Below are 14535 nucleotides of genomic sequence, written 5' to 3' on the forward strand. Positions count from 1 at the left end.
GAACAACTCGGCCGCCCCCATCCGGATGTGCTCGCGAAATGCCCGTCGCTCCGCGGTCAGCCCGCCCCCTTGCGGATACCTCATGCAACCGGCCTACTTCGACAACCACCGCTTGTCAGCCACGACATCGCGCCAACAAAGTCAGTAACGGGTGGATCACCTGGCTCGGGGTCTACCGCGTCGCCGGAAACGTGCACAGGACGGCGGTGCATGCCAGCCGGTGCACGATGCTGCCGTGCGCGGAAGAAGCACACGCGTGGTGTGAAAGGGGCGGGGACCGGAAAGCGCAGCGGTAGCCACCTGGCCAGTCCCCGACCCTGCTCAGTACTGAAGGGGTCAGCGCGCGGGCTTGGGGGCAGCCTCGAAGGCGCAGGCACGTGGGGCAGATCGACGAAGAGGCCGAGCCACATTCCGCCCGCGATCAGCAAACCAAGAACACCCAGAGCGAGCCCGCCCCATGCCACCGTGCGCATCCACGGCGCGGCGCCCCTGGCTCCGATCAGCACGAGGGCCGCAAGCAGGATGACGGCGAGAGCAAAGGCACCGTTGACGACGGTGTGAGGCGTTCGAGGGCGTCAGGGTTGGGGAAGATCTGGACGACGTCGGTCCGGCGCTTGATCTCGCGGTTGATCCGTTCCAGCGGGTTGATCGATTGGATCTTCTTCCAGTGTCGATTAAGGAAGTCCGCGAAAGCGGTCAGATCCTCCTTGCATCGAGGATGCATGGACCTGGCCTTGGGGAACTGCCGGTCGAGCATGTCGGCGACGGTGTGGGGTGAGCCCGGACGGCTGCGGCGTGGGGCTGGGCGAAGATCGTGCGGATGATCGCTGCCACCATCTCGGCACAGCCCTTCGGAATCACCGCGAAGACGTTGCGCAGGAAGTGAACAGGGAACCGTTGGTGGGCAGCGCCGAGCATGACCTTGCGCACGGCCCTTGACCAGGCAGCTGTGCTGGTCGGCGATGACCAGGCGGACCCCGTTCAAGCCCCGCTCGCGCAGCGAGCGCAGGAACTCGCTCCAGAACACCTCGGTCTCGCTGTCACCGACCACCAACCCCAGCACTTCGCGTCCGCCGCCCTCGGTGAATCGGCGTAGTGAGCAACCGGGCCCAGCCTCTGCGGAGGAGTCCACGACGCTCCGCCGCGACCGAGCTCACCGTCAGACCGAGACCGTACCCGGGCAGGGCCTTGCTGGAATCAGCCCCGCCCCAGCTGGATCAGCCCCCTGATGTCGTTTCCCAGTGGAACCGTCGTCCGAGAGGGGATCAGCTGGCACGTCATCCCTTCACCCGACAACGGGCACGACCGCCCTTGCGTAATGATGGGCGGTGTGGGCGTCATGCTGAGACTTTGGGTCGGATTCAATAAGGGCACGCTACGCCCGTCCCCCGGCGAAAATGTCTGGTAGTTACCGCAAAGGAATTCCCATGGAAACGGCAGATATCTCACAGGCTCGAAGTGACCTGCGGAATGCTGTAGAGGAATTGACTGCATACCCCTCCGTGCCTGCCGCTTCGGCGAATTCATGGCGCATCGGCCTCGATTCACGTGTCGCGTCGCTCAGAATATGTGTGATCTCTGCATGGCGCAGCGGTATACGAAGCCGAGAGATAGCGTGCATTTCGGGGTTGGACGAGGGCACGGTGAACGCATGGATCATCACGAGTTGAGGACAACCATCCGGCCTGGTCGGCAGTGATCGAACCGGCCGGGTCTCGCTCAGCTCAGGACGCACAGAGAATCAGCATGCGGTTTTGATCTTCTTCGGGGCCTGGTTGCCGTTATCTGTCGTCCGTGAACACCTGGCGTAGGCAGCTCCAGTCCGTGGCCCGCATCGTCACGGGTTAGAAACTCCGGCCCGGCAACCGAAAGACAGCACTGCCGGACCGGGCACCGTCCCCGGCTGAACAACCCTGGACAGGTCGAGCAGCCGGGGACGGACGCCACGCTGAAAGTTCACCGCTTCCGTCCCCTACTGGCTGGAGAGCCCCGTCCCTGCCACCACAATGCGTGAGGCCTATTTACGGAGCGTTGTGGTTTCCTTGATCGTCAAGGCAGCCCTGCTCGGTAGTCTGATGTTTGCGACGACGTCAGAACTCCACCGGCAGGGCCGTTGAGCTGGAACGTTACGACAGGGCTGGAAGACGATCAACTGACGGGACTGGTAGTGCGGGTGCCAGCCTGATCCCATGCTCTACCGCCGGAGCGGATGCGGGCGCTGAGCCTGTACCGGTCGGTGGTCCTCGTGGTGTACCTGGTGCGGCAGGACCCCGTTCAGGAAGCGGCTGCGGAACTGTTCGGCGTGACTCAGTCGACCGTCTCGCGCCGCTGGACAACGCTACAGCCGGTGGTTGAGAAAAGTTCTGGCCCGTCATGTCCCCGACCCCGCCCCAGGCCTCTGCCAGCCGGATCGTCCTGATCGACGGAACCCTGCACCCACCTGACTCAGCTAGCGAGGGCATCACGATGTTTTCCGGCAAGCACCGCAACACCGGCTTCAACCTCCGGGTCGCGAGCCACTCCGCCAAAGACCTGCCGCGGTCTCCGCCCCGGTTCCCGGGAGCCGACACGACACCCATGCCTGGGTCGACCTCCCGGAAGCCTTCGCCCACGGGGACACCATCGGCGACCTGGGCTACATCGGAAACGGGCTACTCACCGCCCGGCCTAAACCATCCGGCCAGCGCTCTCCACGCCGCGGTCGAGCGGGCCATCGCCCACCTCAAGGTCTGGAAGATCCTCACAACCCGCTACCGCGGCTCCCTCACCGGCCTTCCCCCGCATCAAGACCATCACCGCCCTCACCTTCTACAAGCAAGGCTGGTGAACCCCGTGAATAGCCCTCCTGGGCTACAGCGGGAACGCCAGTGACGGCTTCGCTGCCACGCGCTCATCGTTCTCACAGACGGCTGTCCGGGATCCGTGAGTGGAAGCATCCGCAGTCATGGACGTCTGTCTTGACCCATTGCTCGCCCCCGCTTCGGGAAGCGCGCATGGATATGAAGCATGATCGGCGGCAGGGCGGGTTTGACAGCGTTTCGACGAGCTCGCAGGACGGCGAGGAGGAGCCAACGCGGTCGGGCAACTTGCCGCGCGGATCACCGTGCTTGCGCCGTCACGGCTGTGCGTGCTTCCGGTGGGACGCATACCCAGCGGGTGATCCGCACAGCCCGTGGACGTGGGGAAACGCTCCGCGGTCTCATCCGGTCGCTGGCGTCGGCTCGTCTCCGGGGTCGAGGGGCAGGGACACGTGTGCTGACGTTCCCTGCGGCACGGGCAGGTACTCGAACGTGCCGCCTGCGGCCTCCACTCTGACCCGGTGCGAGGCGACGCCGATGTGCCCGTGCGCCAGGCGGCTGCGAAGGGATTCGGGGTCCAGGCCACTGCCATCATCGGTCACTGTCAGGTCCACCCACCCGGGGTGCTGGGCGAGCGCGACGTCGAGCCGCGAAGCCTCGGCGTGTCGCACGACGTTGTTGATCAACTCCCGTGCGGTGCTATACAGCAGCCGGTCGTGCAAGGTGGTGCTGTAAGAGATGTCGCAGTAGCCCCTCAGCCGGCCTCGTTCCTGCGCTGACCGCACCAGCGACCGGACAGCCGGAGCCAGTCCCGCTGTCTCTAGGACAGAAGGGTGCAATTCGTAGGTGGTCTGTCGTAGGGAACGGGTCACCGACGCCAGCCCCTCGTCCAGACGACGCAGCGCCGGCCTGTCACCGGCCTCGGTGTACTCCGCCAGGTCGTGTCGGGCCGCCAGGAGGGTCTGCAAGGTTTCGTCGTGCAACCCCTCGGCCAGAGTGCGCCGCTCACGCTCCTCAGCCTTCATGACGTCCGTCAACAGCGCAGAGCGGTCATCGACCAGCTTGCCGATGCGGAAAGCCAGCGAGCGCTGCATCACTGTGAGAGTGATCACCAGCGCGCACAGGAAGAGATGCGCTGCGATGACGACGCCGACGTCGAGACCGGTCAGCTCCGCGACCAGCACCGGATCAGACAGGGTGGCAATGATGAAGGCCGCTGCGTTGGCGCCCACGGTGATGGCGGTGGTGGTCGGGCGCACGTTGAATGCAGAGAACACCGGCAGGAAGAACAGGAACAGCAGCAGCAGGTAGGCGCCGTCAGTCAGCTGCTGCAGCAGCAGCGTCGCGAACACGTCCAGCACTCCCCAGGCGCTGGAGGCCAGGACGAAGTGCCGCCGAGGCGGGCGACGGTACCACCAGATCAGAGCCACAATGGTCAGCAGCGCGTGCGCCGCTACGACGACCAGCAGGACGTCCCAGCGATCGGGTGGGGTGGCTGCGTACACCGCAGTCGCTAGCAGTGCCGAGAACAGCAGCCACAGCCAGTTGTGTAGCCGCTGGACGCGGACGCCGTACTGGTGGAGGACGTCGTCTTTCGATGTGGCTGCCATAGCGGATATTCCTCGGCGGGCGTGCGGCCCATAACCCAGTACAGGACGCTTCCCCATGAGAGTGCAACCGGGCGCCGGTGTCCACGCGTCCGGTGCCACCAGCGCAACGGCGGCGGGCATGGTCCCGTCGAGGCCATTTTGCCCGCACAGTCGCCGACGCGGGAAAGCGCCGTTCTTGCCGTAGGCGGACAAGCACGTATCGGCTCGAACGGGAGCGCGCAACGACATGCCGGGGCGTCTCAGTCGATCACGACACAGCAGCATCAGCTACCCTCACCGATGCCGCCGCATAGGCACACCGCCGTCTCTACCGAACCAGGCAACTGCAGGGTGACCACGCGCCGAGCGGTCACCAGACCGGAACCACCCCCACCGGCGACAGCACCGAGGCCAGCCTCCTAATGATCAGACCGACGTGGCGGACCGGTCCAACCGGGCTCGGTGTGTCGAAGCCGTTGCACCTGCGGTTGAACGGGCCGCCGTATCCGCGCCTCCGGATCACTGGCCCGGGGGCAAGGACAAGATCTTCCCCACCGACCCAGTGCCTCGCGAGGGATGACCGCCTGCACCACTGGGCGGGATACGGCCATGCCCGGACAACAGCTTCGGCCGCCAGGCTGCCGAGCACCCACCCTGCTGTCACCGACCAGACACGCTGGCCGTATCCAGGCTCCGGCCTGCCCCAAGGAGGGCCGCGGCAGCCCCGTGGGATCCGGCCGGGGTGCGCAGGTACGTAGTCGGGCGGAATCCGTAGTCGTGTACGGGATAGCCCGGATGTTCAGGTCTGCTCGGATTGCGACATTTGGTGTGACCTGTCCACCGGCATCACCCGGAGGTCGTAATGACGACTGCGATCCACCACCAGGCCGGCACCGCCCTCATGGAAGCGCGTACCGGAGCGGACCTGTCTAGCGTGCGAGACCTGAGACATCAGATGGCTGCGGCCCTCAAAAAAGCCGGGCTCGCCGATCTGGTCGATGCCGCGACGCTGCTCGCGGCAGAACTCCTCAGCAACGCCGCAACCCATGCCCACGCCCCCGACGGTATTGAACCTTGCATTTGCCTTCGTGTGCGCCGAGAGCCCCGGCACCTGCGTGTAGAAGTTGCCGATCCTGACCCTCTGCTTCCCCGCCCCCAGCGATCCAGCGCGGATGAGGAGCATGGACGGGGCCTGGCCCTGGTGGAGGCTCTCGCCGAGGACTGGGGAGAGCACCGCCTCAAAAATGGCAAGGTCATCTGGTTTGTCCTCAGCCTGGCTGGCTGACCTCTTACTTGACTCCGGCGCTGTAATACCGGTCCGGTCTGTCAAGAACGAGCCCGCCCGGCAGGGAATCCGCCGAGGATACCGTGCTGGTATTGCACGCCCTGAACCGCCTGCAAAGCAGAGCCTCCAGCTCGCTGAGGGTGCGGCGGCCAGATTTGCCAGCTCCCCTTGATATGCGCCTACAGGCCCTCCACCGGGTTGAGTTCGGGCGCTACCCGGGCAGCAGGACCACCCTCAACCATTTCCGCTCGGCCACGAGCGCGTTCATCGTTGCTCGACCCGCCGGCGGACCAACTCACTTTGCATTCCCCAGGCCACAGCCAGCCGGATACAGGGATCAAACACACAGGACAACGGCATACCGCCATGCCCGGGCCTGCCGCCCCGGCCACGGCCCTCCATCACTCGAACAGCCAGGAGATCTCCCGAGCCATGCCTCTGCGTCACCTCACCCCCCGCGACCAGTACCTCTTTTGGCAGTACGGCCGCGGCCCCACCGGCCGCGTCCCGCACCCGATGATCCACCATGCCGTCGAACGGCAGGCCGTCGCCCGTCCCCATGCGGTCGCCGCCGAACACCGGGGCGCGACGATCACCTACGGTGAGCTCGACCGGCGCGCCAACGCCCTCGCCGCCCGCCTCGTCCGCGAGGGCCTATGTCCTGGCGACCATGTCGGCCTCTTCGTCCGCCGCTCCATCCCGATGCTCGTCGGCCTGCTCGCGATTCTGAAGGCGGGTGCCGCCTATGTCCCCCAGGACATCGCCCTCACGCCCCGGGCCCAGCTCACCCACGTCATCCGCACCGCCAAGACCCGGGTCATCCTCACCCAGAAGGAACACGCCTCCCAGATCCCGCTCCCCGCCGGTCACCGCCTGATCGTGCTGGACGAACCTGCACCGTATGCCACCAGCTCCCCAGACTCCCCCGTACGCCCCGGTCGCACCGCCACACCCGACGACGGCTGCTACGTCCTGTTCACCTCCGGCACCACCGGTTACCCCAACGGGGTGAAGGTCACCCACCGCAACGTCGCCAACCTTCTGCTCACCGAGCCGGGCAGCCTCGGCATCCGGCCCGGCGACCGGGTGGCCCAGATCCTCAACATCGCCTTCGACATGGCCGCCTGGGAGATCCTCAGCTGTCTCACTCACGGCGGCACCCTCGTCATCCGCGGCGAGGACATCGCCGCCGCGGCCCGCACCGCCGACGTGCTGATCGCCACGCCCACCATCCTGTCCGCCATCGACCCCGACGCCTGCCCCCGCGTGCGCACGGTGGCGGTCGCCGGGGAACCGTGCCCGCGCCCGCTCGCCGACCTGTGGGCGCGCCGGGCCACCTTCTATAACTGCTGCGGCCCCACCGAAGTGACCATCGTCAACACCATGCGCCGCCACGACCCGGCCGACGCCCGGCTCACCATCGGCTGCCCCACCCCCAACAACACCGTGTACGTCCTCGACGCCGACCGCAGACCGCTGCCCATCGGAGAGATCGGCGAGATGTGGGCGGGCGGCGAGTGTGTCTCGGCCGGATACCTCAGCAACGATGAGCTGACCGCCGAGCGGTACGCCCCCGATCCGTTCCTCGGCCCCGGCCACCGCATGTTCCGCACCCGTGATCTGGGCCGATGGACCCCAGACGGCGAACTCGAGCACCTCGGCCGCACCGACGACCAGGTCAAGGTGCGCGGCTTCCGCGTCGAGCTCGACTCCGTCTCCTCGGTACTGGAGTCGGTCACCGGCTGCTCCCGCGCGGTCACCCTGAAGCGGGACGCGCGCAGCCTGGTCTCCTTCGTCTGCCCGGCCGACGTCGACCCCGAGCGCGCCCGGCGCGAGGTGGCGGATGCCCTCCCGTACTACTGCGTCCCTGCCGAGGTCCTCCCGCTCGACTCCCTTCCCGAGACCGACCGCGGCAAGGTTGACAAGCAGGCACTGCTCACACTCGCCTCGGAGCGCGCGGGGGCCCTTCGATGACAGCGGTACCCGTGGCGGAGGCCATCGAACTCCCGCCGGTCACCTCGGCGCCCAGACGGCTGCTCAAACACCCGTGCCTGATGCACTACAACCGGCTGGCGGTCCTGGTCCTCGCGGTCAACGCGGCATACATGGCGGTGAGCTGGCCTCTGTCCTCGATGGCACTCGCCGACGCCTCCCTCGCCAACCTCGCCCTGGCCATCCTCGTACGCCAGCAGTACGTCATTAATCTCTTCTTCCGGCTGGCGACCGGGCCGCCGACAAGCTGGCCGCTGAAGGTGCGCTGGACGCTGGGCAAGGTGTACCACTTCGGCGGGCTGCACGTGGGCGGGGCGCTGGCCGGGGCAGGCTGGTTCGTGGCGTTCACCCTGACCGGGGCCAGGGGCGCGTCCGCGGTGGTCTGCTGGGCGCTGGTGGCCCTCCTCGCGGTCATCATCGCCACCGCCCTGCCCACCTTCCGCTCCCGCCACCACAACCACTTCGAGAAGATCCACCGCTTCGGCGGCTGGGCCTCCCTGGTTCTGTTCTGGGTGCACACGCTGCTGTCTGGTGCGGGCCCGGTCTCCATGACGGTACTGGTCGTGGTCACCTTCAGTGTGGCACTGCCCTGGCTGCGGCTGCGCAAGGTCGACGTCCAAATCGAACGGCCCTCCTCGCACGTGGCGTTGGCCCGCTTCGCCTACGGTCAGACGCCGTTCGCGGGGTCCTCGACCGCGATCAGCCGCAGCCCGCTGACGGAGTGGCACTCCTTTGCCAACGTGCCGTCACCGGGCGAACCGGGCTTCCGGCTCACCATCTCCCGCGCGGGCGACTGGACAGGCTCCTTCATCGACGACTTGCCGTCCCGGGTGTGGGTGAAGGGCATCACCACGGCCGGGGTCGCCAACATCGAGACGCTGTTCAGCAAGGTGGTGTACGTGGCGACGGGCAGCGGTATCGGCCCCTGCCTGCCACATCTGCTGGCCGCAGAGGTCCCCTCCCGCCTGGTCTGGGCGACCCGGGATCCCCACGCGACCTACGGTGACGCGCTCGTCGACGAGATCCTCGCCGTCCAGCCGAACGCCCTCGTCTGGGACACCTCCCGACACGGGAAGCCCGACATGGTGCGGCTCGCATACACCGCATACCGGGACTTCGGGGCCGAGGCGGTGATCTGCATCTCCAACAAGAAACTCACCTGGCAGGTGGTACACGGGCTTGAGCGGCGCGGGATTCCGGCATACGGCGCGATCTGGGACTCGTAACTCGCCTGTGAAGCAGGCAAAGAGAGGAAGTCGATGAGTACCCTGAAGACAGAACGAGACGGCAGCGTGGTGACGGTGCGTCTGCACCGCCCGCGCGTGCTGAACGCGCTGAGCAGCGAGCTGCTGACGGAACTCCTGGATGTCTTGCGCCCGCTGGATCATGACCCTCAGGTCGCCTGCATCATCGTCACCGGATCGGAGCGCGCGTTCGCGGCGGGAGCCGACATCAGGGAGATGGCAGGCAAGACCGCGGTGGAGATGGCAGCCGAGGACTACTTCGGCGCGTGGGAGGATTTCGCGGACCTGCGCACACCGAAGATCGCCGCCGTCAACGGGCTTGCACTGGGAGGTGGTTGTGAGCTGGCCATGATGTGCGACATCGTGATCGCCGGTGAGTCGGCCGTCTTCGGCCAGCCGGAGATCAAGCTGGGCGTCATCCCCGGCATCGGCGGCACCCAGCGCCTGACCCGGCTGGTCGGCCGCGCCAAGGCCATGGACCTCGTCCTCACCGGCCGCACGATGGACGCCCGCGAGGCGGAAAGCTGCGGCCTGGTCTCCCGGGTGGTCCCAAACGACCGGGTCCTCCCGGAGGCCCTCGAGGTAGCCGCCACCATCGCCTCGTACGGCCGAGTGGCGGTCACCGTGGCCCGCGACTGCGTCGACCGCGCCCTTGAAACCGGCCTGCGTGACGGCATCCGCTACGAACGCTTTGCGTTCCACGCCATGTTCGCCACCGAGGACCAGAAGGAGGGCATGACGGCATTCCTGGAAAAACGCCCACCGCAGTTCAAAGGCCGCTGAGCCCGGGCGGTCTGTGGGGCTGGGTCTGTTTCGAGGACGGGGCAGGTCCACCCGCAGGCCGCCCAAAGGATGGACCTGGGGCGTGACGGTGGGGCAGCTTCTGGTGGGATGTGTCCGCGTCGTTTGTAGTGGCTGGTCCGGCCTTGGTGTTGTCGGCGTCGGCGCCAGTGCGACCAGTGCAGGATGTGGTCGACATGGGCAGGACGACGGTCGGTGTCGTTGCGGCTGATGAGGCCGGGCCGCCGGAATGGACACCGGATGCGCTGGCCGAGCAGGCCCGGGCAATGGGCACCGAAGTGGGCCGCTCCCAGGTGCGCCGGTGCGCCGGATTCTCCTGGCCGAGGGCGTGCGCTGGCGCCGCACGCGGTCCTGGACCCGGTCGAAGGACCGGGACTTTGAGGGAAAAGGGACAAGGATCATCGGTCTCTGCACCTGCCCGCCCGACGCTGCGACGGTCGTCTGCGCCGACGAGCTCGGGCCGGTGATCCCCCGCACTTTCCCGCCGGCGCCGGGCTGGTCGCCGGACGGACACCGCATCAAAGACGAGCTCGACTACGGCCGCGGACCGGAGAAGACCTGGGTCTGCGGCGCCCTGCGCATCGCCGACGGGCACGAGATCACGATGACCGCGTCGTCCCGCAACAGCGCCATCTACCAGCAGTTCCTGCAGAAACTCGAGGACGCCAACCCCACGTCTACGTGATCACCGACAACCTGTCGTCCCACAACAGCGTCTCCACCCGGACCTGGCTGGAAGACCGTCCCAGGATCCGGCACGTCTTCATCCCGGTCGGCGCCTGCTGGCTGAACCTCTCCAGGAAGGCTGGTGGCGCATCTTCCGCAAAGCAGCCCTGGCGGGCCAGTCCTTCGCCGGACCAGCCGAGATCGAAACAAGCTACACAACTAACAACTTCCCAGCTCAACGCTCGCCCCAGACCATGGGTCTGGGGCAGACCCACATCACCCACCCCACCCGGCAATTACGACGCCGCTATGTGTACTGCCTTTGAGGAATCCAGCACTAAAGGCGTGGCGAGCCTCGCACTCGGACGACGACACGGGGCTTAGCTTCGGACGAGGCGACTATTAACCCCCTCGGTCCGTGACGGGGCAACAACGGCGCGCTGTAGGAGGTCCTCGTGCCAGGCATCGGACGGCGATCGGCGGCGGGGCTCGTGGGACTGGCGATGGTGGCCGTGCTGGCCGCGCCGGTCGCCGCTGCGGCGCGTCCCGCTGCGGCGCATCTCAGGGTCTTCGCGTACGTCGCCAACGTCAGCTCGGACGACGTGTCGGTAATCCGCACCCGCACGAACACGGTCGTCGACACCATCGACGTGGGGGACGGACCCACCGACGTGGCGGTCACCCCGGACGGCTCCCGCGTCTATGTCACCAACTCTGCGGCGGACACGGTCTCGGTGATCGACACCCGTACCAACCGTGTCACGGACACCGTCGAAGTCGGTGACGAACCCAGCAGGGTGACGGTTTCCCCGGACGGCCGCCGCGCCTACGTCGCCAACGTCAGCTCGGACGACGTGTCGGTGATCCGCACCCGCACGGACACGGTCGTCGACACCATCGACGTGGGCGACTCCCCGCTGGGCCTGGCGCTTGTGCCGGACGGATCCCGGCTCTACGTCGCCAACGCCGGCTCGAACGACGTGTCGGTGATCCGCACCCGCACGAACACGGTCGTCGACACCATCGACGTGGGCGGCGGACCGACGGGGCTCGCGACCACCCCGCGCGGTTCTCGGATCTACGTCACCAATCTCCTCTCGGACGATGTGTCGGTGATCGACGTCCGCTCCGGCACGGTCGTCGACACCATCGAAGTCGGCGACCAGCCCGCTAGGGTGACGGTGCTTCCGAACGGCCACCGCGCTTATATCGCCAACGTCGGCTCGGGCGATGTGTCGGTGATCCGCACCCGCACCAACAGGGTCATCGCCACTGTGGATGTCGGCGACGGCCCTGTCGGCGTCGCCGTCACTCCGGACGGCGCACGCGTCTACGTCACCAACTTCGCCTCGGACGATGTGTCGATGATCCGCACCCGCACCGACACGGTCGTCGACACCGTCGAAGTCGGCGACGGACCCAACGGCGTGGCGATCACCCCGGCGACGAGGCGGAAACTCCGCGCCTAGGGTCAACGCCGGTGACTTTGACTGGCGTTGGTCGTTGGATGTGGTGTGCCAAAGCCTGGACAGGTGACGCTTTCGGGTGAGCGGTTGTCAGACCGGACCGCTCTGGGTGTGTTGCACTGTCTTCGGCACAGCAAGCTGTTCGATGAACACACCGCCTTCCCGACCCAAATCTCCGTCGCAGCTTGACGAGTTGGAGCCGTGAGGTGTCTACCACGGACTCAAGGACGGCCTCGGCTGCGAGGCTGCCCGGGCGTCGCCCCGGGCCGGGCGGGCCTAAGGAGGACGGCGGCCGCGAGCATTGCGCCCAGCAGCAGGCCGGCCAGCGCCAGGAAACTGATCTCGATCGCCGTAGCGAAGGCGCTGTCGGCCGCGCCACGGACCCGGTCCTGGGACACACCGGGCAGCCGGGCCAGCAGCTCGCCCCCCACCTGATTCTGTGACAGGGCGTCGTCGAGGGCGTCCTGTTCGTCCGTGGTGAAGGGGGCTCCCGCGCCTTGCAGCTGGTTGTTGCGCTCCGCCCACTCGACGGTGGTGAACAGCGTGTTCATGAGCGCGAGGCCCAGCGTCGCGCCGATCTGCCGGCTCTGCACCGACAGGCTCGCCCCCACGCCCCGCGCGGCCCCGGGGACCGCGGCCATGATCAGCCCCGTCGACGACGGATAGACCAGAGGCGGCGCGAGCCCGATGAACACGAGTGCCGGGACGAGCAGGATGTCGTGGCGCTGGTACACGCCGTAGGTCAGCCACGTCAGGCCCACGCCCAGGACGGCCAGGCCGGTCACGATCAGCGCAGGGCCATGGCCGCGGTCGGTCAGCCGTCCGACGACCGGTGCGAGGACGACGGTGCCCAGGCTGGTGGTGGTCAGCAACAGGCCCGTGAGGAGCGCGCCGTGGTCGAGCACATTCTGCAGGTACAGCGTCACATAGAGCACAAGGGCGAGTGAGGCGCACTGGGCCAGGACGAGGGCGGCCATAGGCACGGAGGCCTCGGCGCGGCGCATCGGCCGCAGGTCGAGCAGCGGGTTGGAAACCCGCCGCTCGACGTGGACGAACAGGGCGAGCGACGCGATACCCGCGGCGAGCGGTAGGAGCGTGCCGAGTCCGGCGAAGCCCCAGTCCGACGACCGCTCGCAGGCGAAGACCACCAGGGTCAGCCCGGAGCTGAGCAGGATGCATCCGGCGATGTCCAGCGACGTCCCGGCCGGCCCGCGGGTCTCCTCCAGGTGCCGGCGGGCCAGCACGACGACGAGTGCGGTGACGGGGACGGTCGCGGCGAAGGCCCACCGCCAGCTCGCGTACTCCACCAGCAGGGCGATCGCGAGCGGGACGGCGATCCCGAAGAAGGTCGTCACCGCGGTCTGGACGCCGATCGCCCATCCGACCCTGTGCTCCGGCAGCGCGGTCGTCAGGTTCGCCAGCGCGAGGGGCACGGCCAGAGCGATGCCCAGGCCCTGCACCGCACGCGCCGCCACCAGGAAGGACCCGTCGGGGGCGACGGCGCACAGCGCCGAGCCCGCACCGAAACAGAGCATTCCGAGCAGGAACACCCTGCGCCGCCCCAGCACATCGCCGAGCCTGCCGCTGACCACGGCCACGGCGCACAGAGGCAGCAGCGCCACCACGATCACCCAGTGCAGAGTGGAACTGCTCATGCCGAAATCCTGCTGGATCACGGGCAGCGCCACGACGACGCTCGTCAGGCTCGAGAACAGCAGGGCGCTCGCCGTCACGGTGCCGACCATGGCACCACGCTGCCGCGGCGTCAGTTCTCCGGGATTGCCCATGTCAACGGCCAGTGTCTGGTGTCGGAGAGTACCGTGCAGTCCGCCGGGGCCGTCCGGATGGCGTCTTCCCGACTCCGCCCGGGTTGGCTGGCTGGCCGACGGGCCGATGTATCGGCGGATCGACGGGGGTTCGCGTGGCTCCTCGCCGGGCGCCGGTGGCACGAAAAACAGATGCCCGGAAGGCCGTCGGCCTGTCAGGCTGCCCCATACGCTCCGCGTACGACACGTATTCTCCGCGTATGACACGCTGTGTCAAATCCAGCCTCTACATCTCCGTCGACAGAGTTGTCTCGTACCGGCAGCATGCGGACGTCCGCGGTCGTCTCCACCGGCCGCGCCGAGGCGCACGCCTCCCGGCCATGGTGGACCAGGCCTACCGCCGCCTCACGGCTGAGTAAGACCCCGCAGTCGAACCCGTTCGCCCCGTGGAACGACGGCAGGGGCACCACCGCGGCGGTCTCGGAGGCGACGAAGAAGCGTTCCAGGGCCGTATCGGGCTCGACGATCCCGATGTGGAGAGTCTTGACGCCGTTGAGGCGAGCAGTCGGGTCGCGCAGCTCCAACAGACGATCCAGGTGGTCGACGAGCGCCTGGTGCCGCGGCGGGCCGTACAGCACCCGGTAGTGGACCAGATCCGGCCGCTGGGCCACGGCCGTCTCAATCGCCGCCAGATACGCCTTCTCACGGCTCCGACTGCCGGTGACCACCAACTGCTCGCGCGCCCCCGCCACCACGTCGGCCATCGCCTCGACCAGGTCCGTCCAGCAAGTGAGCACCCTGACCACCACCGCGGTGCCAGAGGTCTCCAGGACACTAGTGTCCCGAGTCGGAGATTCGTCGGCAGTATGTTGCGACTTTGTCGAGGATTTCGTCGGCTGTTTTGGTCCAGATGAAGGGCCGTGGGTTG

Annotated in this window: 9 protein-coding genes and 2 pseudogenes; 6 read left to right on the plus strand and 5 right to left on the minus strand. The window is 67.5% G+C overall.

Features of this window, described 5'->3' with window-relative positions:
* From AC0699_RS37955 to AC0699_RS37965, 3 genes and pseudogenes are all read right to left on the minus strand, one after another.
* Positions 1-84, minus strand: a pseudogene (locus AC0699_RS37955) (helix-turn-helix domain-containing protein); the annotation flags it as partial.
* 457 nt (positions 85-541) lie between these two features.
* Positions 542-1075, minus strand: a pseudogene (locus tag AC0699_RS37960) (transposase); the annotation flags it as partial.
* Between the two features lie 2124 nt (positions 1076-3199).
* The gene (locus tag AC0699_RS37965) at positions 3200-4408 is read right to left on the minus strand and encodes a sensor histidine kinase (RefSeq protein ID WP_478670480.1); all 1209 of its coding nucleotides are present in this window, start codon (positions 4406-4408) and stop codon (positions 3200-3202) included.
* Positions 4409-5249: 841 nt separating this feature from the next.
* Between AC0699_RS37965 and AC0699_RS37970 the strand changes: the two genes are divergently transcribed.
* From AC0699_RS37970 to AC0699_RS37995, 6 genes are all read left to right on the plus strand, one after another.
* Positions 5250-5672 carry an ATP-binding protein gene (locus tag AC0699_RS37970; RefSeq protein ID WP_478670483.1) on the plus strand — a complete coding sequence of 141 codons (423 nt, stop codon included), beginning with the start codon at positions 5250-5252 and terminating at the stop codon, positions 5670-5672.
* A 432-nt stretch (positions 5673-6104) separates the two neighbouring features.
* The gene (locus AC0699_RS37975; protein WP_478670487.1) at positions 6105-7646 is read left to right on the plus strand and encodes an amino acid adenylation domain-containing protein; all 1542 of its coding nucleotides are present in this window, start codon (positions 6105-6107) and stop codon (positions 7644-7646) included.
* A complete protein-coding gene (locus tag AC0699_RS37980) occupies positions 7643-8890 on the plus strand; it encodes a ferredoxin reductase domain-containing protein (RefSeq protein ID WP_478670492.1) in 1248 nt (415 codons plus the stop codon). Before AC0699_RS37975 ends, AC0699_RS37980 begins: the two co-directional genes overlap by 4 nt.
* A gap of 33 nt (positions 8891-8923) precedes the next feature.
* On the plus strand, positions 8924-9691 hold the full coding sequence (locus AC0699_RS37985; protein WP_478670496.1) for an enoyl-CoA hydratase-related protein: 768 nt from the start codon (positions 8924-8926) through the stop codon (positions 9689-9691).
* A 319-nt stretch (positions 9692-10010) separates the two neighbouring features.
* Positions 10011-10394, plus strand: coding sequence for a transposase (locus tag AC0699_RS37990; protein WP_478670499.1), 384 nt, complete (start codon positions 10011-10013; stop codon positions 10392-10394).
* A gap of 436 nt (positions 10395-10830) precedes the next feature.
* A complete protein-coding gene (locus AC0699_RS37995; protein WP_478670503.1) occupies positions 10831-11844 on the plus strand; it encodes a YVTN family beta-propeller repeat protein in 1014 nt (337 codons plus the stop codon).
* A gap of 218 nt (positions 11845-12062) precedes the next feature.
* Here AC0699_RS37995 and AC0699_RS38000 read toward each other — a convergent pair whose 3' ends face one another.
* Complete coding sequence (locus AC0699_RS38000; protein ID WP_478670508.1) at positions 12063-13628, minus strand: MFS transporter; 1566 nt, start codon at positions 13626-13628, stop codon at positions 12063-12065.
* A gap of 194 nt (positions 13629-13822) precedes the next feature.
* A partial coding sequence (locus AC0699_RS38005; RefSeq protein WP_478670513.1) for a hypothetical protein occupies positions 13823-14535 on the minus strand: 713 nt, incomplete at its 5' end.

Source organism: Streptomyces sp. NPDC043870 (genome assembly GCF_056435785.1).